22 protein-coding genes are annotated in these 24231 nt (G+C 61.2%); 7 read left to right on the top strand and 15 right to left on the bottom strand.

Annotated elements, in window-relative coordinates:
- Window positions 1–171: 171 nt before the first annotated feature.
- The 11 genes from BLW70_RS23055 to BLW70_RS23005 all read right to left on the bottom strand — a co-directional run bounded on the left by BLW70_RS23055 (window position 172) and on the right by BLW70_RS23005 (window position 12661).
- The gene (locus tag BLW70_RS23055; RefSeq protein ID WP_074877922.1) at window positions 172–1479 is read right to left on the bottom strand and encodes an OprD family porin; all 1308 of its coding nucleotides are present in this window, start codon (window positions 1477–1479) and stop codon (window positions 172–174) included.
- Window positions 1480–1582: 103 nt separating this feature from the next.
- Window positions 1583–2155, bottom strand: a complete 573-nt coding sequence (locus tag BLW70_RS23050) for a PPC domain-containing DNA-binding protein (protein ID WP_074877920.1) — start codon at window positions 2153–2155, stop codon at window positions 1583–1585.
- A gap of 124 nt (window positions 2156–2279) precedes the next feature.
- Window positions 2280–3857 (bottom strand): aldehyde dehydrogenase (NADP(+)), encoded by a 1578-nt coding sequence (locus BLW70_RS23045; RefSeq protein WP_074877918.1) that lies wholly within the window; start codon window positions 3855–3857, stop codon window positions 2280–2282.
- Window positions 3858–3888: 31 nt separating this feature from the next.
- Window positions 3889–4848 carry an amidohydrolase family protein gene (locus BLW70_RS23040; RefSeq protein WP_074877916.1) on the bottom strand — a complete coding sequence of 320 codons (960 nt, stop codon included), beginning with the start codon at window positions 4846–4848 and terminating at the stop codon, window positions 3889–3891.
- Entirely contained in the window at window positions 4841–5800 is a 960-nt protein-coding gene (locus BLW70_RS23035) for an amidohydrolase family protein (protein ID WP_074877914.1), read from the bottom strand. Before BLW70_RS23035 ends, BLW70_RS23040 begins: the two co-directional genes overlap by 8 nt.
- A gap of 14 nt (window positions 5801–5814) precedes the next feature.
- A complete protein-coding gene (locus BLW70_RS23030; protein WP_074877912.1) occupies window positions 5815–6273 on the bottom strand; it encodes a thioesterase family protein in 459 nt (152 codons plus the stop codon).
- A 63-nt stretch (window positions 6274–6336) separates the two neighbouring features.
- Window positions 6337–8235: a TRAP transporter large permease gene (locus BLW70_RS23025; protein ID WP_074877910.1), complete on the bottom strand. Its 1899-nt coding sequence runs from the start codon at window positions 8233–8235 to the stop codon at window positions 6337–6339.
- A gap of 15 nt (window positions 8236–8250) precedes the next feature.
- Window positions 8251–9294, bottom strand: a complete 1044-nt coding sequence (locus tag BLW70_RS23020; RefSeq protein ID WP_074877908.1) for a TRAP transporter substrate-binding protein — start codon at window positions 9292–9294, stop codon at window positions 8251–8253.
- A gap of 168 nt (window positions 9295–9462) precedes the next feature.
- The gene (locus tag BLW70_RS23015; protein ID WP_074877906.1) at window positions 9463–10668 is read right to left on the bottom strand and encodes a CaiB/BaiF CoA transferase family protein; all 1206 of its coding nucleotides are present in this window, start codon (window positions 10666–10668) and stop codon (window positions 9463–9465) included.
- 1 nt (window position 10669) lies between these two features.
- Entirely contained in the window at window positions 10670–11449 is a 780-nt protein-coding gene (locus BLW70_RS23010) for an enoyl-CoA hydratase-related protein (protein ID WP_074877904.1), read from the bottom strand.
- A 72-nt stretch (window positions 11450–11521) separates the two neighbouring features.
- Window positions 11522–12661 (bottom strand): iron-containing alcohol dehydrogenase, encoded by a 1140-nt coding sequence (locus tag BLW70_RS23005; protein WP_074877902.1) that lies wholly within the window; start codon window positions 12659–12661, stop codon window positions 11522–11524.
- Between the two features lie 175 nt (window positions 12662–12836).
- Between BLW70_RS23005 and BLW70_RS23000 the strand changes: the two genes are divergently transcribed.
- The 3 genes from BLW70_RS23000 (at window position 12837) to BLW70_RS22990 (ending at window position 16129) form a co-directional block, all read left to right on the top strand.
- A complete protein-coding gene (locus tag BLW70_RS23000) occupies window positions 12837–13760 on the top strand; it encodes a LysR family transcriptional regulator (RefSeq protein WP_074877900.1) in 924 nt (307 codons plus the stop codon).
- A 263-nt stretch (window positions 13761–14023) separates the two neighbouring features.
- The gene (locus BLW70_RS22995; protein ID WP_074877898.1) at window positions 14024–14962 is read left to right on the top strand and encodes a cyclase family protein; all 939 of its coding nucleotides are present in this window, start codon (window positions 14024–14026) and stop codon (window positions 14960–14962) included.
- A gap of 237 nt (window positions 14963–15199) precedes the next feature.
- Complete coding sequence (locus BLW70_RS22990) at window positions 15200–16129, top strand: LysR family transcriptional regulator (protein ID WP_074877896.1); 930 nt, start codon at window positions 15200–15202, stop codon at window positions 16127–16129.
- On the opposite strand, the gene BLW70_RS22985 is transcribed toward BLW70_RS22990, so the two are convergent.
- From BLW70_RS22985 to BLW70_RS22975, 3 genes are all read right to left on the bottom strand, one after another.
- Window positions 16122–17105: a cyclase family protein gene (locus tag BLW70_RS22985; protein ID WP_074877892.1), complete on the bottom strand. Its 984-nt coding sequence runs from the start codon at window positions 17103–17105 to the stop codon at window positions 16122–16124. The two genes, BLW70_RS22990 and BLW70_RS22985, sit on opposite strands and share 8 nt — an antisense overlap.
- Before the next feature lie 178 nt (window positions 17106–17283).
- Window positions 17284–17598, bottom strand: coding sequence for an NIPSNAP family protein (locus tag BLW70_RS22980; protein ID WP_074877890.1), 315 nt, complete (start codon window positions 17596–17598; stop codon window positions 17284–17286).
- 13 nt (window positions 17599–17611) lie between these two features.
- Window positions 17612–18778: an iron-containing alcohol dehydrogenase gene (locus BLW70_RS22975; RefSeq protein ID WP_074877888.1), complete on the bottom strand. Its 1167-nt coding sequence runs from the start codon at window positions 18776–18778 to the stop codon at window positions 17612–17614.
- Between the two features lie 154 nt (window positions 18779–18932).
- Here BLW70_RS22975 and BLW70_RS22970 point away from each other — a divergent pair, with 154 nt between their 5' ends.
- The 4 genes from BLW70_RS22970 to BLW70_RS22955 all read left to right on the top strand — a co-directional run bounded on the left by BLW70_RS22970 (window position 18933) and on the right by BLW70_RS22955 (window position 23286).
- The gene (locus BLW70_RS22970) at window positions 18933–19721 is read left to right on the top strand and encodes an SDR family oxidoreductase (RefSeq protein ID WP_074877886.1); all 789 of its coding nucleotides are present in this window, start codon (window positions 18933–18935) and stop codon (window positions 19719–19721) included.
- A gap of 269 nt (window positions 19722–19990) precedes the next feature.
- On the top strand, window positions 19991–21295 hold the full coding sequence (locus BLW70_RS22965) for an MFS transporter (protein ID WP_074877883.1): 1305 nt from the start codon (window positions 19991–19993) through the stop codon (window positions 21293–21295).
- Window positions 21296–21311: 16 nt separating this feature from the next.
- Window positions 21312–22430, top strand: a complete 1119-nt coding sequence (locus tag BLW70_RS22960; protein ID WP_074877880.1) for an NAD(P)/FAD-dependent oxidoreductase — start codon at window positions 21312–21314, stop codon at window positions 22428–22430.
- Between the two features lie 259 nt (window positions 22431–22689).
- A complete protein-coding gene (locus tag BLW70_RS22955; RefSeq protein WP_074877879.1) occupies window positions 22690–23286 on the top strand; it encodes a DinB family protein in 597 nt (198 codons plus the stop codon).
- On the opposite strand, the gene BLW70_RS22950 is transcribed toward BLW70_RS22955, so the two are convergent.
- The gene (locus BLW70_RS22950) at window positions 23207–24127 is read right to left on the bottom strand and encodes a LysR substrate-binding domain-containing protein (RefSeq protein WP_074877877.1); all 921 of its coding nucleotides are present in this window, start codon (window positions 24125–24127) and stop codon (window positions 23207–23209) included. The two genes, BLW70_RS22955 and BLW70_RS22950, sit on opposite strands and share 80 nt — an antisense overlap.
- Between the last annotated feature and the right edge of the window lie 104 nt (window positions 24128–24231).

The raw sequence follows: 24231 nt of genomic DNA, 5'->3' as shown, positions 1-24231 counted from the left end.
GGCCATCGCGAGCAGGCTCACTCCCACAGGGAATGAGGTTGGTCATACATTTTGCGGCCACCCAAGATCCAATGTGGGAGTGAGCCTGCTCGCGATAGCGGTGTGTCAGTCACGTTGATGTTGAAGGTGCCGACGCCATCGTCGGATCGCCGCCCGGAGCAAGCTTTGCTCCTACAGCAGTGGGATGCTGTAGCTCACGATCAAGCGATTCTGATACTGGTTGCGGGACGCCTCGCTGTTGGACTTGCCGTTACGCCATCCGAACCCGACACCTTTAAGCGAACCGGACTGAATCACGTAGTCCAGCGCAATATCCCGCTCCCATTCCTTCTGGGTATCGCCAGAGGTCGTCTTGATGTTGTCCCCGCTGAGGTACATGACAGACGCTTTCAGTCCGGGCACCCCCATGGCGGCAAAATCGTAGGCGTATTGACCGAAGGCTGTGCGTTCCCCTGCGCGGGTGAAGGTTTGAATCAGTCGGTCGGTGTACAGGTAGACGCTGGAGCCGCCGGCACCCTTGTTGGCCAGGCTGCCCTGATTGAGCTGCGTGAAGTTGCTGCCGCTCGAAACGCTTTGATAACCCGCTGTGAGGCCATGGCCACCCACCGTATAAATCAGCGCGGCGCTCCAGGTTCGATTGTCGATCTCACCATCATTGCCCTCGGTGTAGCCGCTGATTTTGTAGCCTGACGTCCCCGAGCTGTTTGCACCGGATGAATCGGTCTTGAAGTAGCGCAAGTCGGTTTTCAGCGATTGACCTTCCGCGATCGCCAGCGTGTGGATCAGACCGAAAAACTGCTGGGTGTAGTAGTTGTCCAGGTTAGCGTAGTAATACTGGGCGGTCAGGTCCTTGGTGACTTTCCAGTCGCCGCCGGCGAAGTCGAACGCGTTGCTTTCACGAGTGCCGCCCGTGGCAGCCAACCCGGTCTGATCGCTTGAGCCCCGACCGGTGGCGTGTTCGATTCGGCCTGCGGTGAAGGTCAAATCCTTGAACTCGCCCGAGGTGATCTGGCCACCTTCGAAGGTCTGTGGCAGAAGACGGCCGTCGTTGGACACCAGGATGGGAAGCTTGGGCATCAGCGTGCCCAGGCGCAGTTCGGTTTTCGAGACCTTGACCTTGCCGGTCAATCCCAACCGGCTCCATTCGTCGACAGCGCTGTTGTCGCTATCTGAAGGAATCATGCTGCTGCCGACGTGTCGTCCCTTGCCACTGTCCAGCGTAATCCCCATCAAGCCCAGTGCGTCGACGCCAAAACCAACCGTGCCGTCGGTGTAGCCCGACTTGTAATCGAGCATGAAACCCTGTGCCCACTCTTCGGTTTTCGACGGCGCAGCCGTGCCGTCGCGGTTGTCGTTGTTGAAGTAGAAATTTCTCATTCCCAACGTGGCTTTGCTGTCACTCAGGAAGTCGGCGTGCGCCTGGGTGCTGAGTGCAATGGCACCCAATGCAAAGGTCACCGCCGTTTTCTTCTTGCTCATGTGAATCGCCCCTTTATTTTTGTAGTTTGAATGTGGGAGGGTGGCTCCCGCAGTAGCGGGTGCCGGCAACGTTCGATGCCTGCGGGAGCGTTATTTGCCTGGCTTAAATACCCAACACGTTGGCGCCGATGCACGGGTCAATCCCGCGTTCCAGACGACGCTGGTGCACGATCACGGTGATTTCCATCGAGCCGGTGGTGACTTCGAAGTCGAGGATGTGGCCGCCGTACGCTTGAAACGTGGCGTCACCGGCAACGCCGTGCATATGGATCGAAGGCTGGTCGTTCTTCCACGCCACCGAGCCGGTGACGCTGGCCATCTCGACACTGTTCAAGGTCTTGGCGTCGAAGTCTTTTTTGTCCTTGTTCCAGAAACCGAACTTCACATTGCCGAAGCCGATGCCGCTGATGGACGCGCTGGGGATTTTCTCGGCGATGGCCAGTTTGGTCAGTTCCTTGAAGGCGTTGTCGCCCATGCGCAGGACCATGAGGTAACCGGTGGGGGTTTTGGTGTAGCGCGGTGTGGCTTCAGTTACACATTGCATAGGGGCTGTCGTCGCGGCAGGAGCGGTTTCGGCAACGGCCAGTTGAGCGCCTGCGGTGTTGATCATCACGGCAGCGGTCACGGCCAGCATCAATTTGCAAAAGCGGTGTTTCCGGTGAAGTTGAACGTGCATGAGACTTCCTCTGTTTTTGTTGTTGTGTGGGTGAAGCGGTTTTTGGGACGAGCGAATCCGACGCCTGTTGTTCAACAGGCGCGGAAGTTGTGCTGACAGCGGGTGTTAGTTGAAGCCGGGTGACTTACAGCGCATCACGGCTGCTGACACCGTCCACCAGTCGGGCAATGCCCAGCGGGTTAGCGTTCTTCAGTGCGTCCGGCAGCAAGCTGTCGGGGCAGTTCTGATAACAAACGGGACGCAGGAAACGGTCGATCGCCAACGTTCCGACCGATGTACCGCGCGCATCCGAAGTGGCCGGGTACGGCCCGCCATGAACCATGGCATCGCAGACTTCCACTCCGGTCGGATAACCGTTGAACAGCACGCGACCGACTTTCTGTTCCAGCAGGGCCAGCACGTCGTTCAGGGTATTGAGCTCCGAATCTTCGACGATCAACGTAGCGGTCAACTGACCGCGCAAACCGTGCAGTGCCTGGAGCAATTCGGCGTGATCGGCGACCTCCACGACGATGGTGGTCGGGCCGAAGACTTCTTCCTGAAGCAACTCATCCCCGTTGATCAACAGGCTGACATCGGCCTTGAACACTTGCGGTTGCGCCTGATTGCCCTGTTGTGCGGTACCGGCCAGGTGCGTCATGCCAGGGTGTGCGTGAAGATTGTCCAGACCGTGGCAATAGCTTTTCAGCGCGCCAACATTGAGCATCGTTTGCGCTGATTGCTCGCCCATCAACCCGGTAAAACGTTCCAGGAAGGCCGTGAACTCTGGCGAACGAATGCCCAAAACCAAACCGGGATTGGTGCAGAACTGACCTGCGCCCAGGACCACGGAAGCGGCCAATTCGGCAGCGATCTTGTCACCGCGCGCCTTGAGTGCTTCGGGCATCAACACCACCGGATTGATGCTGCTCATCTCGGCGAACACCGGAATCGGCTGAGGCCGTGCCGCCGCCATGTCACACAAGGCCCGGCCACCGCGCAATGAACCGGTGAAACCTACCGCCTGGATAGACGGATGCTTGACCAAGGCTTCACCGAAGCTGCCGTAGAGCATGCTGAACACGCCATCAGGCATTCCGGTTTTCCTGGCCGCGCGAGTGATCGCATCGGCGACGTAATCGGCGGTTGCCATGTGACCGCTGTGGGCCTTGAACACCACCGGGCAGCCCGCTGCGAGGGCGGAGGCGGTGTCGCCGCCGGCGGTCGAGAAGGCCAGCGGGAAGTTGCTGGCACCGAACACGGCGACCGGACCGAGCCCGGTGCGGTACTGGCGCAGGTCGGGGCGAGGCAACGGTTGACGGTCGGGCAGCGCACGATCGATGCGCGCGCCGTAGAAATCGCCGCGACGCAGCATCGTGGCGAACAGGCGCATCTGGCCGCTGGTGCGTGCCCGCTCACCTTGAATACGGCCGGCGGGCAGGGCAGTTTCCCGGCACACCAGCGCAATGAGCGAGTCGTCCAGCGCCTCAAGCTCAGTGGCAATAGCCTCTAAAAACTGAGCGCGTCGGGCAGCTGAAAGGTTACGGAATATCGGGTAAGCCGTGGCCGCCGCTTCTGCGGCCGCATTCACTTCATCCGTGGTCGCCTGATGGAAGCGATATGGCAGAGCTTCACCGGTAGTGGCGTCGTGGCTCTGCAGGGTGCTCGAGCCTTTTGCCGAACGAGCGCCAGCGATGTAGTTGTGGCCTGAAACTTCAAACATGGGAACTCCTGAAAGGCTGTTCAAATGAGGGTCAAGTGAGCCGGTAAATGCGTCGGGCGTTGTCATGAAACAGGGCGAGCCGATCCGTGAGGGAGCGGTCGCTGACAATCGTTTTAAAGCCGTCGAAGATCTCGCTCATGCCGTTCACGACGCCGTCTACTGGGTAATTGCTGGCAAACGCACAGCGACTGACATCGACAATCGAAATCGCGTCGTTCACCACCACGCGGTTCGACTCGACGGGCCATGCCTCGCCGGGGACGCAAATGCCGGAAATCTTCAGGGCGACGTTCGGCTCCCGTGCCAGCAATGCGAGGTTTTCACGCCAGCCGGCCAACCCTTCTTGCGAACGATCAGCCGGCAGCGCCGTGTGATTGACCACAATGGTCACGTCGGGAAAGTCCCTCGCCAGCTCGGCCGCTTCCGGCAGATGCCACCACGGCGCCTGCAACTCGAAGTGCAGGCCGTTTTCAGCCAGTTGTGCGTAGCCCTCGCGCCAACGAGGGTCACGCATGGAGCCGGGCGCAACGAAATCTTCGCGCCAGGCTTCAAGGCGGGTGACCGCAGGTTTGTGGCGCACGCCGCGCACCAACGGATGATCGCCGTACAGCCGCAACAGGTCCGATGCGTCTTCACGATCCAGCCAAACCTGCGCCACCATCGCCGCCAGGGTCGGCTCGTTTTGTGCCAGCGACTCGACAAAACCCACCTCGTCGGCGGGCGTCGCAGGGTCCCATTCACCCTCGATAACGACGGTCTGCACGATGCGATGGTTGCCCGTCAGCCGGCGATAGTCTTCAGGCAGAAAGTTGCGGCAGATCGACGAGTAATCTCCATAACGAAACGGTCGCAACGGACGGTCGTTCAGCCACGGGTAGTAATGCTTTTCGATATCGAAATAGTGTTGATGAGCGTCGACGATGGGTAAGTCCGCATCCTCGCCGTTGGCCAGAAAGCGCGCACGCCAGTCGATCACGGAGGGGTTATCCATGCTGTTCCTCCAGACGATAAAAGCGTTGCGCATTGCCGGCGAACACCGCTTCCTGCACGGCACGCCCCAGTGGCGCGAGCATCGCGGCCACGCCATCGGCAATCGTGTCGTAGGACGCGCGCAATCCGGCGACCGGGAAATTGCTGGCGAACATGCAGCGCTCGGGGCCGAAGATCTCCAATGCGGTCAGCACCACGATCCGGTTGTCGTCGTAGTTCCAGAGCGAGTCTTTCAACCCGAACTCCGACAGCTTGATGTGCACGTTAGGCTGCAAGGCCAGTGCTTCCAGGCCTTTGCGCCAGCGGCTCATGCCGTGCGGGCTGCGGTCCCAGGCGAAACCGGTGTGATTGAGGGCGATCTGGATGTGCGGAAACATCGCCGCCACTTCGGCGGCCTCGGCCAGGTGCCATGGCGGCACGCGCAGGTCCCACGACAGACCGTGGTCAGCCAGACGCGAAAAGCCTTCCAGCCATTTCGGGTCTTGCATGGTGCCCCTGGCGCCGGCAATTGATACGTCTGGCGATGCCGAGGTCACCGGTTTGGAACGGATGCCTTTGACCAGCGGCCTGGCAGCCTGGGCCGCGAGAATGTCCGCGCTGTCCTCTCGGTCGAACCAGGCGTGGGCAACGATGGCATTCGGGAAGCCGTAACGGGCGTTCACCTGTTCCAGCCAGCGTGTCTCGGCGACTTGCTCATCGCGAGCCCGTTCTGCCTCGACATGCACCGTTCCCACCAGCCGTTGTCGTTCGGTCAGGGCGAGAAAGTTTTCCGGCAAGAAATCACGGCACAGGCTGTGATAGTCACCGAGAAAAAAATCCTCGTGATAGTCGTCCTGCAGCCAGGGATATCGACCGTTGCCCAGATCCCACAGGTGGTGGTGAGCATCGACAATCGGTAGCGCATCCTCGGGCGCAAGGTTCGGTAAGCCGTTGCGTTCGTGCAGCGTGATCATGACGTCGTCCTTGCTCAGCGCGACGCGGCGAATTGGGAAGGGCTGAGCACGCTGTCTTCGACTTCCCCTGCGGCGGCCGCCTCGGCCTTGGCCTGAACGCGGCTGCGCAGTTTGGCGACGTTCACCACCACCCGGGTATGCGCCGCCGTGGCCACCAGCTCGACGTCATCGCGAACTTCGACGTTGAAAGTGATGCTGCGACCCTCGATTCGGGTCACCGTGGCGACGATGCTGACCGACATGCCGAGCAACGTGGCGCCGACATGGCGGATGTCGACTGCTGCGCCGACGGTGTTTTCGCCCTCATCGAGGAAGGTGAGCAGGTAATCAAGGCAGGTCTGTTCGATGTCATCCACCAGCCGGGGCGTGGCGTAGATGCGTAAGTCCTCGCCCAGAAACGAGATGGTGCGTTCCCGGTCGACAATCAATCGACGCTCGGTGGCGATGCCGGCTTGCAGTGTGGAAAAGTTCATAAAAAACCTCGTGTTTGAGGGCCGACGGTCGGGCTTCTACCGTCGGCTGGAGTCAAAGGTGATTCAGGCAGTGGGCAGGAAACCGATGGAAATCCAGGGCACGGCGATCAGCACGCCCAAGGCGACAACGAGTGCGCCGAGATACGGCCAGACCCGGCGCATGGCGCCGCTGGGGTCGACCTTGGCGATGGCGCAGGCGGCGTAGAAACCCACCCCAAACGGCGGGGCGAACAAACCCAGGCCCATGGCGAAGATCGCGACCATGGCGTAATGCACGTCGTTGATGCCCATGTCTTTGGCAATCGGAAACAGCAGCGGCCCGAACAGCACGATGGCCGGGATGCCTTCCAGAAAACTGCCCAGAAGGATGAACGCCACGGCGGAGATGATCAGGAAGCCCATCGCGCCCCCCGGCACCGTCGACATCACCTGCGCCAACTGGTGCGAGAAGCCCGACTGGGTCAATGCCCAGGCCATGGCGGTGGCGCTGCCGATGATGATCAGGATCGCGCCGGACAGCGACGCGGTGCTGACCAGGATCGGATACAACCGGCGCCAGTCAAAGCAGCGGTAGCACAGCAACCCGACGATGAAGGTGTAGGCCACGCCGATGGCGGCGACTTCGGTGGCGGTCGCGACCCCTTCGACCACCGCGGTGCGGATCACGAAGGGCAGGGCCAGTGCCGGTAACGCGACCAGCAGCGAGTGGCCGATTTCCTTGCCGGAGGCGCGTTTACCGGTGGTGGCGTTGCCTTTGCGGTTTTTCCACCAGATCACCGCCGCCATGGCGATTGCACCCACCACCGCCGGCATGAAACCACCGGTGAACAGGGCGGAAATCGACACGCCGGTCACCGAGCCGATGGTGATCAGCACCAGGCTTGGCGGAATGGTTTCCGACATCGCCCCGGAGGCATTGAGCATCGCCACCAGTTCGTTTTCATCCTCACCGCGCTTCTTCATTTCCGGAAACAGCGCCGGCGCGATGGCGGCCATGTCGGCAGCCTTGGAGCCGGAAATGCCGGAGATCAGGTAGATGGCGCCGATCAACACATAAGACAGACCGCCACGGACATGGCCGATCAACGAACAGAGGAAGCGGATCATCGCTCGGGCCATGCCCATGGCCTCGATCAGCGCCCCCAAAAACACAAACAACGGAATGGCCAGCAAAATCAGGCTCGCCATGCCTTCGTCCATCCGGCCGACCACCAGGGTCAAGGGTGTGCCGGTCATGGTCGACAGATAAGCTACCGTGGCCAGGCCGAACGCCACCATGATCGGCACGCCGATCATGATCATCGCCATCACACCGATCATGAAGAAAATGACCAGGTTCCAGTTACCCATCAGCAACATCCAGCCTTCTGCCACCCACAACAACGCAGCCAGGGAAGCCAACATCGCCACCGACACCGAGAAGTCGATCAACCGGGCGCTGGTCAGCAGACGCGCGACGCAGGTCATCAGCATCAGGCTCAGACCGACCGCGATGGCGGACACGCGAAAGGCGTTGGGGATTTCAAGGGCGGCGGTGGTGATGATCCACTCGTCGCTGACGTATTCCCAGGCCGGGGTGAACAGCAACCCGATGAACGCGATGACAATCACGGCGCCCAAGGTGTCGACAAAGGCGCGTTTTTCCAGCGGCAGCCGTCCGATGAACGACGTCAGGCGCATGTGCTCGCCTCGACGCATCGCCACCACTGAGCCGAGCATCGCCAGCCAGAGAAACAGCAGCGAGGCCAGTTCGTCGCCCCAGACAATGGGTTGATTGAGCACGTAGCGCGAGAACACATTGCAAAACAGCAGCGTGACTTCGACAACCACCAGCAACGCCGCGCTGCCTTCGGTCAGCCAGCGCAGCCCGGTGTCCAAGGCGCGACCGAGACGAAACGTGGTGGGGCGCGTGCTGAGTCCTTCAGCGGGAGAAACATCCGTCATTGGTATTTCGTTTTTCATGACCTTGTCTCCGGCTTAGGACAGTTGACCCGCGTACTGCTCCAGCAAGCTCCAGGCTTCAGTGCCGTACTTTTCTTTCCATTGGGTGTAAAAGCCTTTGGACTGCAAGTCAGTGCGGAACAATGAACGGTCGACTTTGTTGAAGGTGATGCCATGGGCGGTCAGGGACGGCTCCAGGCTGGCGTTGAGATCGATCACCTGTTGACGCTGGACCAGCGCCGCAGCGTTGATTTGCCGGGAAACGATTTCCTGCACGTCCGCCGGCAGTTTTGGAAAGGTCTTGCCCGAAGCGACGATCCAGAAACCGCCCCAGATGTGGTCGGTCATGGAGCAGTATTTCTGCACTTCATAGAAGCGCGCGGCTTCGACGACCACCAGCGGGTTTTCCTGGCCGTCGACCACTTTGGTCTGCAACGCCGAGTAGGTTTCGTTGATGCTGATGCCGGTAGGGGAGGCGCCCAGGGCGCTGAACATGGAGGTCCACAGCGGGCTGACCAGCACTCGCAGTTTGAAGCCGGCCAGGTCTTGCGGCGTGTAGATCGGCCGCGTCGAACTGGTGATCTGGCGGAAGCCGTTGTTCCAGACTTTCTCCATCGGGATCAGGCCGACCTTGGCGGTCTTGGCCCGTACGTATTCGCCCAGCTTGCCGTCCAGCGCGGCCCAGACACTGTCGTAGTCCTTGAACGCGAACGGCATGCTTTCAATCGACATGGCCGGCACCAGTGTGGAGAGAATCGCGCCTGGCAACGGAATGAAATCGACTGCCCCGGCGCGCACCTGGGAGAGCATGTCGGTGTCGCCGCCCATGGCGCCGTTGGCGTACACCTGCAGGTCCACGGCGCCGTTGGTTTCGGTCTTGATGGCTAGCGAAGCCGCCTTCATCTGGATGTTCAGTGGATGGGTATCGGGCAGGCTGCTGGTGTAGCGCAACACGATGGGTTTGGTCGCGGCGAAGACGCTGGAGGGCAGCAGGTTGGCGGCGAAGGCACCGCCGACGGTGACGCCGGCAGATACCAGGAATGATCGGCGGCTGACGGCCTCGGTCAAGATACGGCTCATGATGTTCACCTTATTGTTTTTGTAGTTGTTCTAAAAAACAGCGGATCGTTAAAGCAAACGCTGCTCCTTGTGGGAGTGAGCCTGCTCGCGATGGCGGCGTATCAGTCGATACTTATGTCGCCTGACACGGCCTCATCGCGAGCAGGCTCACTCCCACAGTTTTTTGCGTTACGCCAGTGCCACCACGGCCTGGCTTCGAATCAACTCGTCGATTTCATCTTCCGCGTAGCCGCTTTCTTTCAGCACTTCGCGGGTGTGTTCACCGAGCAGCGGCGCATGCCGACTGCTCGGCGGCGCGGCGTTGTCCATGTCGGAGAAGTGAATCGGCAAGCCCATACCGCGTACCCGGCCTTCGGTCGGGTGTTGGGTCTCGACGACCATGCCGCGTGCTTCGGTTTGCGGATGGGCCAGCGCCGCGGCGATATCGAGGACCGGCCCGGCAGGCAGGCCGAGGCTGTCGAACAGCACCATCCATTCATCCGTGGTGCGCGCGACCAGGACTTCGTTGAGGATTTCCACCAAGGCCAGACGGTGCTCCATGCGCAACGCGTTGCTGGCAAAGCGTGGGTCGGCTTCGAGTTGTGGCACGGCGAGCGCCTCGACCAGCCGTTCGTAGTTAGCCTGGTTGGCGGCACCGATGTTGATCCAGCCGTCTGCGGTGCGGAACACCTGATACGGCGCGCTGGTGGAGTTGGCCGAACCCATCTTCGGCAGGATGGTGCCGTCGGCGAAATATGCCGCAGCCGGCCAGTACATCTGTTGCAGGCCGGCTTCGAACAGCGAGGTATCGACCATCTGGCCGAGGCCGGTTTTCTGTTTGGCGGCGTACGCCGCGCAGATGCCGAGAGCGGCGAGAATGCCGGAGTTGATGTCGGCCACTGGCGAACCGGCCTTGACCGGCTCGCGCCCGGCTTCACCGGTCATGCTCATCATGCCGCTCATGCCCTGGGCGATCAGGTCGAAGCCGCCTTTCTCGCCGAACGGGCCACTGCGGCCGTAGCCGGAGATCGCGCAGTAGATCAGCCCTGGATTGAGGGTTTTCAGTGTTTCGTAGCCCAGGCCGAATTTCTCCATGGTGCCGGCACGGAAGTTTTCCGTGACCACATCGGCGTCCATCAACAGGCGGCGCAATACGTCGCGCCCGCCCTCGGTTTTCAGGTTCAGGCCGATACCGCGCTTGTTGCGGTTCACCACCATGAACGAAGCCGATTCACCGCTGGCCATGATCGGCGAGAAGCGGCGCGAATCATCACCGCCCGGGACTTTCTCGACCTTCACCACGTCGGCGCCCATGTCGGCCAGCATCATTCCGCACACCGGGCCGGACATGATGTGAGCCAGTTCTACCACGCGCATTCCTGTCAGCGGTCCCATGTTATTTCCCCTTGAATTGTGGTTTGGCTTTCTCGATGAAAGCGCTCAGACCGATCTGAAAATCTTCGGTGTCGTAGCAGAAGTAACTCGCGTCAATCTGCTCGACGTTGGGTGCCACGCCGGCCTCAAGCTGACGTGCAGCCTGGCGATGCCAGCGGGCGACGAGGGGGGCTCCAACGGCGATGCGCCGGGCGGTGGCGAGGGTTTCGGACTCGACCTCGGCATCGGGTACGACGCGGGTCACGAGGTTTTTCACGTAGGCGTCGTTGGCGTCGAGAATGCGACCCTCAAGCAGAATTTCCAGGGTGGTCGAGCGCCCGGCCAGCGCCACCAGACCGGCCATTTCGTCATACGACATGACCAGCCCCAACTTGCCGACCGGCGCGCCGAAACGACTGGAGGTGCCGCAGATACGCAGGTCGCAGAGTGCGGCGATTTCCAGGCCGCCGCCGACACACACGCCATGGATCATCGCGATCACCGGGTGCGGGCAGTCGACAACCGCGCGCATGGCCGCCGAGGTCACTTCGGCATATTCCCGGGCTTGAGCCAGGTTGGCGCGCACGCTCGGGAACTCGCTGACATCGGCGCCAGCGGCGAAGGCTTGTTCGCCGGCACCGCGCAATATGACGCAGCGCACACTGGCGTCGGCGGACAACACGGTCATGGCATCACCCAGGTCCTGCCACATGGACAAGGTCAGGGCGTTCATTTTCCCTGGGTGGCTGAGGGTGACGGTGGCAAGGCTGTCTTGCCGGTCGATAAGGACGGTGGGCTTCATGATTGTTGCGCTGGCGTCGGTTCAACCGACGACGCGGCTGCCTCCTCATTTTTTATTGTTGGATAGCGACGGTTACAACGACTGCTCAAGCATCGACAGGTAGTCCGCGGACGATGCTTCGCGGGGGTTGGTCTTGTGGCTGTGATCGTGCAAGGCGCCTTCGACGATGCCGGCAAACAGGCTTTCATCGACGCCGATTTCGCTGAGGCGGGTCGGCAGGCCCAGGCGGCGGGTCATGTCCTCAATGGCTGTGCCGATATTGGCGCCGGCCTCGAGGCCCATGGCATGGCGCAGGCGTTCGAGCTTGCGTTCGTCGCGAACGGTCGGGGCGTTGGCGTTGAAGTCCACGACCGCTGGCAGAAAGATGGCGTTCAAAGTGCCGTGGTGCAGCTTCGGATTGATGCCGCCCAAGGCGTGGGACAGGCTGTGCACGCAGCCCAATCCCTTCTGAAAAGCGAGTGCGCCCTGCATCGACGCGCTCATCATGTTCATTCGCGCTTCGCGATCACCGGGTTCGGCGGTGGCGCGCTCGATGTGTTCCCAGGCACGCCACAGGCCGTCGAGGGCGATGCCATCCGCCGCCGGATTGAAGGCCGGCGCCATGAACGTCTCGATGCAATGAGCGATCGCGTCCATGCCGGTGGCGGCGGTCAGCATCGGTGGCAGGCCCAGGGTCAGTTCCGGGTCGCAGATGGCCACGCGAGGCACTACGTAAGGTGAGATTACGCCCACTTTACGACCATCGTCGAGGATCAGGATGGCGCCTCGGCCGACTTCGCTGCCAGTGCCCGCGGTGGTGGGAATGGCGATCAGCGGCGCGGTGGCAGAGGTGATGCGATCCAGCCCGCCCTCGATCACCGCAAAGCTGTGCAGGGGGCCGTCGTGCGTGGCGCAGACAGCGACGCCTTTGGCCAGATCGATGGAAGAACCGCCGCCGACCGCGATGATGCCGTTGCACTCGCCGAGGTGATAGTGCGCCACGGCTTCACGTACCGCGTGTTCGTTGGGGTTAGATGGGGTGGCGTCGAAAATCGAAGGAGGCAGTCTGGCGCCGAGGGCCGCGATGACCTTGTCGACGATGCCGGCATTGCGCACGCCGATGTCGGTAACAATCAGCGGCCGGGTAATGCCCGCGCGCCCGGCTTCGGCGGCCAGATGCTGCAGGCTGTCGTAGCCGAACTGGATCTTGGTGACGTAATTGATGAGGGACATGATTCACCACAAGTTATACAGGATTGTTATTGTTGCAATCGGTCTGCGGCAGGAAGGCTTTCGCTCTCTGGTCAAACCCATTGCATTGCCTGGTTGTGGGGTGGACTATAGGGCCGTCGTGGCGAGCCTCGATACTGACAACTTTCGATACCTCTATAACTTTTAGTTAACCCTGATGACGCCCTCACTCAATTCGATCATGTCCCGCCTGCACATCAAGCAGCTGCGCTTGTTGATAGCCCTTGATGAACACGGCTCCTTGCTGGGCGCGGCCAAACAGGTTGCGCTGACCCAGCCCGGCGCGAGTAAAGCCCTGCAAGAAATTGAAACGACGTTCGGTACCTCGTTGTTCACCCGCACTAACCGCGGGCTTGAGCCGAACGATGCCGGACGCTCGGTCATTCGTTACGCCCGCTTGATCCAGACCGACCTCGCACACCTGCGCGAAGAGATCATCGGCATCATGAGCGGCGAGGGCGGACGGGTGTCCGTCGGCACCATCATGGGCGCCGTCCCACTGCTGACCACCGCGATCAGCCGGGTAATTGCCGACCACCCGAAGCTGTCCATCGAGATCGTCGAAGACACCAGCGCCGCACTGCTCAGCCAACTTGACGCCGGGCGCCTGGACCTTGCGATCTGCCGCACGACCATCAGCACCACGCCCTACTTGTATGAGAGCGCCACCTTCGTCGAAGAAACCCTGGCGGTGATCGCCAGCACTCAGCATCCATTCGCCTATGCCCGGCAGCTATCGCTGAAGGACCTCGTGGATTACCGCTGGGTCGTCTATCGCGCCAACATGCCGATGCGTTTGCTGCTGGAGCGCGAGTTTCACGAAGCCGACCTGCGTTTCCCGGTGCATCTGCTGGAAACCACATCGGCGTTTGCCACTTTGTCGCTGCTTCAGGAAAACCCGACCCTCGTCGCGTTGGTGTCGACCGACGTGGCGAAGTTCTGCTCCGGCTACGGTTTCACCACCACGCTGCCGCTGCCCATCACCTCGCGCAGCGAACCGTATGAGCTGGTTTCGCGCAAAGGCGTGCCGGACTCGCCGGCAGCCAGGCTGCTGCGAGAAGCCTTGTTGAGTCCCGGATGAACTCGTGGCCGGTTGGCTTGCACAGCCCCTGTGGGAGCCGTTCGCAGGATGTGTGGCCGGCGCCGGTTCCCTGTGGGAGCGAGCCTGCTCGCGATGGCGTCGGGCCTGACACGCCGTGTCATCGTTCATCGCGAGCAAGCTTTGCTCCTACGGCACTCGCATCACTCGTGAATATCCAGAACAAATGTATTGCCGATGCCGGTCTGTTTCCCCGCAGACGGGCTGCGTACCTTGGGTCCACTGCAACTCACAAGGACCCCCTCATGCTGAATCGATTGGCACTGCCGTTTGCCCTGTTGTTCACCCTCAATGCCGCCCACGCTGCGGATGCCGAGAAATGGTACCCCTCCAAATACGGCGCCAACGATGAAATCGGCGCGCTGAACCTGCTCAACGCCGAGTCGGTGATCAATGCCTCGAAACTGATCAAAACCGGCAAAACCTACCCCTTGGCCGTGCCCATCGACAAAACGTTGCCAGCGTTCCGTCATCGCAGCTTCAACCTGACCAACATCCAGCCGGGCGAAGCCGGTGGCACGACCATGGGCCCGAACAAATTCACCTTCAACGATGAACTGGTCGTGGGCTGGACCGGCGTCGGCACCCAGCTCAACGGCATCGGCCATATCGGTATCGATTACGTCTATTACAACGGCAACCGCGCCGCCGATTTCGTCACCGTGGAAGGCGTGAAAAAACTCGGCCTGGAGAAGGTCCCGCCCATCGTCACCCGCGGTGTGGTGCTGGACATGACCGCCGTGTACGGCGCGCCGATCGTGCCGGAGAAAACCGAGTTCAGCGTCGCTGATATCCAGAAGGCCCTGGATCTGCAAGGCATCGCCATCCAGAAAGGCGATGTGGTGCTGTTCAACACCGGTTGGCTGGAGCTGCTGGGCAAGGACAACAAGAAATTCCTCGCCGTGGAGCCGGGCATCGGCATGGAAGCGGCCAAATGGCTGGTGGACAAGCAGATCGTCGCCTTCGGCGGTGATACCTGGGCGTCGGAGATCTACCCGGCCAAAGACGGCCAGGAATTCCCGGTCAACCAATACATGCTGGCCAAAAACGGCATCTACAACCTTGAGTTGATCGACAGCCGGGCACTGGTGAAAGACAAGGCGTGGGAGTTCATGTTTGTCCTCGGCCAGCCGCTGTACACGGGCTCGACCCAGGTCAACATCAACCCGGTCGCCATTCGCTGACAGCCACCGTTCGAAGCCGTAACGCACACTTTGTAGCAGCTGGCGAAGCCTGCGTCCGGCTGCGCAGCAGTCGTGAGATCAGGCAATGCGGTGTGTCAGAAAAAACCGCGTACTCAGGTTTTACGACTGCTTCGCAGCCGAACGCAGGCTTCGCCAGCTGCTACGGTTTTGCGTTACGGATTCGAAGTGTGCGTTGCCGCAGTCATTGTTTACCTCTTGAATCGAGAACACACGGACATGGTTCCTTCCCTTTGCAGCATCGCTGCACGTTTGCGCCTCAAACAACTGCGTCTGCTGATCGCGCTGGATGATCGCGGCTCGTTGCACAAGGCCGCCGAGAAGATTTCGATTTCCCAGTCCGGCGCCACCAAGGCGTTGGGTGAAGTCGAATCGTTGCTCGGCATGCCGCTGTTCGAACGCCAGCCCAAAGGCCTGGTGGCCAACGAAATGGGCCGTTGCATGATTCGTTATGCGCGGCTGATCTACAGCGATGTCGAGCACCTTCGCGAAGAAATGCTCAGCATCATGCAGGGCCAGGGCGGGCGGCTCTCGGTGGGGGTGATCATGGGGGCGGTGCCGTTGCTGACCCGGGCCCTGACCGAGTTGCGCCTGAAGCAGCCGGAGCTGTCGGTGGAACTGGTGGAAAACACCAGCGCCACGTTGCTCGGGTTGCTGGATCAGGGACGACTGGACCTGGCGATTTGTCGCACCAGCGTCGGCCAGCGTTCGGATGCCTATGACTGCATCGAACTGAGCGAAGAACCCTTGGCTGTGGTCGCCAGCAAGGACCATCCGCTGGCCAGCGCCGAGTCTTTGCAGCTATCGCAGTTGAGCGACTACCGCTGGGTGGTCTATCCCAAGGACATGCCGATGCGTCAGACCCTGGAGCGTGAGCTGAATGAGGCAGGGCTGGGGACTCCCCGGTATCCGCTGGAAACCTCATCGATTTTTGCCACCATTTTATTGGTGCAACAGGATCCGACCTTGTTGGCAGTGATCCCGGTGGAAGTGGCCAGGTTCTGCGAACAACACGATTTGCTGGTGAAACTGCCGGTGTCGATGCGTGCATTGATCGAGCCCTACGGCGTGATCAGCCGGGCCGGCGCCGATCTTTCCCCGGCGGCGACCCTGCTGATCAACGAATTGCAGCAGGACCTGATTACTTGATCACGATCGGATTGACCGGTGCACCCGTGCCGCCAACGACCTTCAACGGCGCGGCGGTATAGAGGAACTGCCACTGGCCGTCTTCAGCGCAATCACTTGCCAGAGCATCAAGCATCGCCACTTCGGTGAAGGTCACGCCGAGGTTGCGCATCAAGGCATTGTGCAGCGGGATCAGCACGCCCGAGGTGGGGTCGACCGCCACTTCGTTGGCCATGGTGTCGGTCACCAGATTGGGGATTTCCATCTGGTGAAACCATTCCACCAGCTCGCGGCTGAAGGTCAGGCCCGGCTCGGCGAAATCCTTGTAGAACTCCTCCGGCTCGCGCTCATAGAACGAGCCGATCCAACCCGTGCGGATGATCAGGATGTCGCGCTTCTGGATCTCGACGCCCTGGGCTGTCGCCGCAGCCAACAGGTCCAGGTGATTGAAGGTTTCGCCCTTGTCCAGCACCGCTTTGCCGCGATGGCGAGCCATGTCGATCAGCACCGCACGCCCGACAATCCCGCGCTCGGCGATCGGCAGGATGCTGGCCTTGTCCATGCTGCCGATGGTGCTCATGGCGTCGTAGCCATTCCACAGTTTATTGTCGTGCCAGACGTGGCCCAGCGCGTCATATTGGGTCGAGCCTTGCAGGTGCATGAAGATCACGTCGTCGGCGTATTCCACATGGCCGTCGAAGTGGCTCTTGCCGGCCAGGAAATGGCCCTTGTCCAACACGTTGACGCGCATTGACGGACGTCGGCCGGGCCACAAGGGTTCGCCTTTGGGGTGGCCGATCTGCACTTGCAGGGTGAAGGTCTTGCCCTGGCGAACCGAGGCGATACCCCGGAGTATTTCTGCGCTTTGCAGGTAATTCAGGGCGCCGACTTCATCGTCGGGTCCCCATTTTCCCCAGTTGGTCGGCAGGCCTTCGAGCAAGGCTTTGATGTCGGGAGAACGGTCGGCGGCGGTGTTATTGGGATTGTGGTCGCACATGAGGGTTTCCTTGGTTTGAGCGGATGCCGACGGACTTGAATCCATGCGCTGTACCTGTGGGAGCGAGCTTGCTCGCGATGGCGGCGGAACAGTCAATATCGATGTTGAATGAACAACCGCTATCGCGAGCAAGCTCGCTCCCACAGGTTTCGCGTTGCCCATCGGAGCTGTGTTGGGATTATTTGATGGGGGAGAAATCCGCAGCGATCAGCAGTTTCGATTCCATCTTTTCCAGCATCGGGAACGCTTTCGGCACGAAGCCTTCGAGCCAGTCCGGGTCTTGATACAGCGCCGCGCGCTTCTTGATCCGGTCATCCAGGCTCTGGTAGGCCCAGATGTGGATGACCTGATTCAGCTCGCCGATTTCGGTGTACCACCAACCTACCAGCGTGGTGTAGCGGGAGATCACCGGCAGGCCGGTTTCCTCGAAGTGCTTGAGGTAGGTCTGCATTTTTCCGATTTGAATCGTGTAGGTGCGCATTTCGTAAAACATGGGCGTCGTCTCTTCAGGAGTGAGTGCCGTGCCAGGCGTTGCTGATGATTCGTTCGATGTCGGCGGCGGTGGTCAGGCGTGGATTGACCAGCACGTTGCCGCTGCGCATCGAGTCGCTGACCATTTGCGGCATGTAGTCCAGGTCCACGCCCAGGTCCTTGATGTTGTCGGGAATGCCGATGGCCTTGTTCAGCGCCACCACGTGTTCCACCACTTTGTGCCCGGCGCGGGCAACGCTCAGGCCATCGACGTTCTCGCCCATGGCCACGGCGATTTCACGAAACAGCTCCGGGCAGGCCGCGAGGTTGTATTCGATGACGTAGGGCAGCAGCGTCGCGTTGGCGATGCCATGGGGAATGTTGAATACGCCGCCGAAGGTGTGGGAGATCGCGTGCACGTTGCCCAGTTTCGATTGAGCGAACGCGACGCCGGCGAGGAACGAACCGAGCAGCATCTGTTCCCGGGCGTGCAGGTCGGAGCCGCTGAAAAACGCTTTCGGCAGGTGGGTGCAGATCATCTTGATCGCTTGCAGCGCCAGGGCCTGGCTGACCGGGTTGGCCTGTTTCGACACGTAGGATTCGATGGCGTGGGTCAAGGCGTCCATGCCCGTGGCCGCGGTGATCGACGGCGGCAGTTTGAGGGTCAGTTCGGCGTCGAGAATCGCCAGTTTCGGAAACAGCGCCGGGCTGATGATCACAGTCTTGAACAGGGTTTTGGTGTTGGTGAACACGGTGGAGGCGGTGCATTCGCTGCCGGTGCCGGAGGTGGTCGGAATGGCAAAGATCGGCAGAGGCGGGTGCAGCAGTTTGTCGTAGCCCTCGTAGTCGAGGATGTTGCCGGGGTTGGTGGCCATGGCCGCCACACCTTTGGCGGTGTCGATGCTGCTACCGCCCCCGACGCCGATGACCGAATCGCAGTCGTGGTTCTTCAGGAATGCCACGGCGCGTTCCAGCACGTCGGTGGTGGGGTTGGGTTCGACACCGGAAAACACTTCGTAGTGAATGTCACTCTCGACCAGCGAAGTGAAAAAGCCTTCCATCACACCCGACGCCATCAGCCCTGCGTCGGTGACCACCAGCAGTTTTTTTCGAACGTGCGGCTTGAGCAACGCACCGGCCTGACGCACCAGGCCGTTGCCGCTTTTCAGGGTCGTGGGGAAATAAAACTGGAACGGGTTCATGGGTGTCTCCGGTTCTTATTGGTCTGGAGACAGTAATAAGCGTGGGAGGCGGCTGATAATGAAAAGGTCTGATCCGGCGATCACCCTTTGTCATCCCCTGATGTGTCCTATCGCAGTGGTAACGTAAGGTTTTCGAACCGACTGGAGCATCGTCATGGAATTGGGAATATCGGGCCGCTGGGCCATCGTCTGCGCCGCCAGCAAGGGCCTGGGGCTGGCCTGCGCGCGAGCCTTGGCGAAGGAGGGCGTCAACCTGGTGATCAACGCCCGTGGCAACGAAACCTTGCAGGCTGCAGCTCAAGAGTTGCGCAACCTGGCACCGAGCATCGAAGTGCGCACGGTGGCCGGGGATATCAGCACGCCTGCGGTGCGCGAGCAGGTGTTGGCGGCGTGTCCGCAGGTGGACATCCTGATCAATAACGCTGGCGGTCCGCCGCCGGGTGACTTCCGTGACTGGCAGCGCGAAGACTGGTTGAAAGCGCTGGACGCCAACATGCTCACGCCCATCGAGCTGATCAAGGCCTGCGTCGATGGCATGGCCGAGCGAGGGTTCGGGCGCATCGTCAACGTCACCTCTGGCGCGGTGAAAGCGCCGATCGATGTGCTGGGCCTGTCCAACGGCGCTCGCAGCGGGCTGACCGGTTTCATCGCCGGGCTCGCGCGTCAGTCGCGGCTGGCCGGGCACAACGTCACCATCAACAACCTGCTGCCAGGCCCGTTCGAGACTGAGCGCCTGCACAAAACCCTCAGTGCCGCCGCCGAAGCTAACAGCACCACGCTTGAGAGCATCAGCGAGCAGCGGCGCCAGCACGTGCCGGCCCAGCGTTTCGGCCAGCCCGACGAGTTCGGCGCGTACTGCGCGTTCATTTGCAGCGCCCACGCTGGTTTCCTTACCGGGCAAAACCTGTTGCTGGACGGCGGCAGCTACCCTGGTACGTTCTGATTGATTGGGGGATGACGTTCAGTGATCCCCCAATCAGATCCCCTCATTATTCAGCTGTCGGGTGCGTGATTAGAGTGGAGCCGCTTACCCAATGCCAGGCAGACAAGACGCAATACCTGTGGGAGCGAGCTTGCTCGCGATAGCGGTCTTACATTCAACAGATGAGTTGTCTGCCAGTCAGCTATCGCGAGCAAGCTCGCTCCCACAAGGATTGCGGTGGCTGACAGGCATTGGGCCGCTTGCATCCACAACAATAAAGAGCGCCCCTCATGAACAATCCGAGTGCCGAAACGCTGTCCCTGACCGCCACCGAGCGCCCGACCAGCGTGCGCTGGCGGATCTTCCTCATCATGTTGCTGCTGACCGCGATCAACTACATCGACCGCGCTTCGTTGTCGGTGGCCTTGCCGTTGATTTCCAGTGAGTTCCAGATCCCGCCGGCGCTGGAAGGCTTGATGCTCAGCGCGTTTTTCTGGTCCTACGCATTGATGCAGATTCCTGGCGGCATGCTGCTGGATCGTTTCCAGACCCGTCGTGTCATCGTCATTGCGACCGTCGCCTGGGGCGCCTTTCAGGCCCTGGCCGCCGGCGCGCACAACTGGATCACGCTGCTGATCACCCGCATGGGCCTGGGCATTGCCGAGTCGCCGATCATGCCGGCCGGGGCCAAGCTCAATGGCGCCTGGCTGACCCCAAACGAACGCGGACGCGGCGCGGTGCTGGTCGATGGCGGTGCACCGCTGGGCAGTGCCTTCGGCGCGATCATCATTGCCGGCCTGATCGGCTGGTTCGACTCCTGGCGCATCGCCTTCGTGATTGCTGGCGTCGGCACCATGCTCGCGGGTGTGCTGGCCTGGAAATACATCCGCAACCATCCCAGCGAACACCCTGGGGTGAATGCTGCGGAACTGGCGCACATCACCGAGGGCAATACCAAAGTCAACCAACCCGGCGCGGTCACCAGCATTCCTCTCAAGGAGCTGCTCAAGGATCGTTCGGTGCTGGCGATGTTCGCCGGTTATTGCTGCATTCTCAGTGTGTTCTACGGTTTGCTGACCTGGATGCCGAGCTACCTGCACCAGACCCACGGCCTGAACATTTCGAGCATGGGCGGGGCGACTTTCCTGATTTTCATGTGCGGTTTCGTCGGCGAGCTGGTTGGCGGTTATCTGGGGGACAAATGGAAATCCAGCGGCGCCTCGCCAAACCTGGTGATGCGCAGCATGTTCAGCGGCTCGGCGCTGGTGGCGGCCCTGTGCATGCTGGCGGTGGCGTATGCGAGCGAGGCCAGCAAAGCGATCGGTTTGCTTTGCGTGGCGATGTTTTTCATTCGTTGGTGCGGCATGTACTGGTGTATTCCGTCGATCCTTGGCGGCACCTCGAAAACCGGCGTACTGGCCGGCACCATGAACTTCTGCGGGAACATGGCCGGGGTGATCGTGCCGATCCTGATCGGGTTGATCGTGCAGTTCACCGGGTCGTATTTCCTGGTGCTGATCTTCTTCGTGGTCATGGCCATGCTGCTGGCGATATTCTCCAGCCTGATCGATTATCGGGAACGAGGGCTGGCGTGAAAGGAGCGCAGGACAGGTGAGCGTCGATATCGAATGCGTGGTGGTCGGGGCCGGAGTGGTCGGGCTGGCGGTCGCCAGAGCCCTGGCCCGCAGCGGGCGGGAGGTGATCCTGGTCGAGGCGGGCGAGGGCATTGGCGTGGGCATCAGCTCGCGCAATTCGGAAGTGATCCACGCCGGCATTTACTACCCGAGCGGCAGCCTCAAGGCGCAAGTGTGCGTGGAGGGCAAGCAACGCCTTTACGCCTATTGCGATGAGCGCGGCGTCGATTATCGGCGCCTGGGCAAGCTGATTGTGGCCACCGATGACGGTCAGTGCGCGGGCTTGCGGAAGTTGTTGGCGCAGGGCCACAGCAATGGCGTCGATGACCTGCAATGGCTGGACGCCGAACAGGCGCGGCAACTTGAATCGGAAGTGTCCTGCGTCGCTGCGCTCTGGTCGCCGTCCACCGGGATCGTCGATTCCCATGCCTTGATGCTGGCGCTTCAGGGGGATGCCGAAGCCAGCGGCACGTCGCTGGTTTTTCATACGCCATTGATGTCAGCCCGTTGCACCGAGCAAGGTTTCGAACTGCAAATGGGCGGCGCGCAACCGACGGCCTTGAGCTGCCGCGAGTTGATCAATTGCGCCGGGCTGTCCGCGCCGGAGGTGGCGAGCCGGATTGACGGCTTGCCGTCGCAGCACGTTCCCGAGGCTCGATTGTGCAAGGGCAGCTATTTCAGTTTCAGCGGCCGGGCGCCATTCCGGCATCTGGTGTATCCGGCCCCGGAAAGTGCGGGGCTGGGCGTGCACATGACGCTGGACCTGGGCGGCCAGGCGCGCTTCGGGCCGGACGTCGAATGGGTCGATCAGGTCGACTATCGTGTGGATCCGCGCCGTGCCGATGGTTTCTATGAAGCGATCCGACGTTACTGGCCGGGATTGCCCGATAACAGCCTGCAACCGGCCTACAGCGGTATCCGCCCAAAAATCACCGGGCCTGCCGAACCGGCGGCCGACTTTGCCATCAGTGGGCCGGCCGAGCATGGTGTGCCGGGGCTGGTGAACCTGTTCGGTATCGAGTCACCGGGCTTGACCAGTTGCCTGGCGCTGGCCGATCGGGTAACGACGATATTAGCCAAACCACGACCTATGTAGCAGCTGTCGAGCAACGCGAGGCTGCGTTCGGTGCGGGCCGCGTTCGGACGAAGCCGTCGCTAAACCATACGCTGCGGTGTCTCAGATAAATCGCGTGCACAGGATTCACGACTGCTGCGCAGCCGAACGCAGCCTCGCGTTGCTCGACAGCTGCTACATAGGTCGTGTTACGGCGGAGCTACCGGTAATCAGCGTTTGCGATGCCGCTCGCCGTGAGGTCTATGCTTTGCAGTGCGCCCATCACAATGGGAGACCTGCGATGATTAACGTACGCACTGCCCGCATGCTGGCCGATTACAAGCGCTGGGCCAATCAACGCCTCTTTGACAGCTTGGCTGCACTGCCTCCGGGTGAGGTCAATAAAGAGCGCGTCTCGGTGTTCAAGAACATGATCGGCACCCTGAACCACCTCTACGTAGTGGACTGCATCTGGCAGGCCCACCTCGAAGGCCGAGGGCACGGCTTCAAGACGTCACACGATTTGCTGCACCCCGAACTCGCCGAGTTGCGCCAGGCGCAAAAAGACATCGATCACTGGTACTGCGATTGGAGCGAACGGCAGACCGATGCCTCGCTGGATAAGCCCGTCGAGTTCAGCTTTGTCTCGGGTGAAAGCGGCGTCATGAGCGCCGGGGCGATATTGATGCATGTGGTCAACCACGCCAGTTATCACCGCGGCTGGGTGATCCAGATGTATTTCGAGATCCCGGTCATGCCGCCGGTCACTGACCTGCCGGTCTACCTGCGTGAGACTGACCCCGCGTCCTTCCAACCGATTAGAGCCCCGGCAGCGGCGCCGACATATGTTGCGCAATTCTCGAGCGCAACCAACGTTCTGCCGGATCGTTATCGTTGACGCCGTTCCAGACCATGGACAGTTCCGACAGCACGATGTCAAACGGCGGGTCGTCGGCGCGCAACTGGCTGCTGCCTTCGATCAGCGCGCACGCCGCGTAGTCCGGCACCGTGGCCAGCATATCGGTGCCGGCCAGCAAGGCGCGCAGGCCGGCGAATTGCGGCACCGCCAGCACCACCCGGCGTGAGCGGCCGATACGTGCGAGGTCGTTGTCGATGGCCCCGGTCAAATCCCCGGAAAACGACACCAGCGCATGGGGACGTTCGCAGTAATCATCCAGGGTCAGGGGGCCGGGACGATTGTCGCCGCGCAGGATCTTCACGCTCAGGTCCCGCAGTTTTTTGCGCTTGGCGTTGGCTGGCAGTTCCGTGGTGTAGCTGATGCCGACAGAAATCTCCCCGGTGGAGAGCATCGACGACATCAGCAGGAAATTCACCCGCCGCACCACCACCACAACGTTTTGCGCTTCTTCGCGTATTTGCTTGAGCAGCGGCGGAAACAAGCCGAACTCGGCGTCGTCGGACAGGCCGATGCGAAACACATCGCGGCTGGTGGACGGGTCGAAATCCTTGGCCCGGCTGACCGCGCCGGAGATGGTGTCCATCGCCGGCTGCAATTCCTTGAGAATCGCCAATGCGCGCTGGGTCGGCTCCAGCACCCGACCGTTACGCACCAGCAGCGGGTCGTCGAACAGGTCGCGCAACTTGGCCAACGAGGCACTGACGGCAGGCTGGCCGAGAAACAGCTTCTCTCCGGCCCGGGTCAGGTTCTTTTCGAACATCAGCGTTTCGAAAATCACCAGCAGGTTCATATCGACGCGGCGCAGGTCGTTGCGGTTCATGCGGGGTTCTCGCTGGGTTTTGGGATCTTTTCAGTAAAGCACCAAACCCTGTGGCGAGGGGGTTTAGCGAAACGTCGCACCGCCCCGTTGAGTCGCGCAGCGGC

The sequence above is a fragment of the Pseudomonas frederiksbergensis genome, assembly GCF_900105495.1.
In the GTDB taxonomy this organism is placed as follows: Bacteria; Pseudomonadota; Gammaproteobacteria; order Pseudomonadales; family Pseudomonadaceae; genus Aquipseudomonas; species Aquipseudomonas frederiksbergensis.
This window is presented reverse-complemented; position numbering and strand designations above follow the sequence as displayed.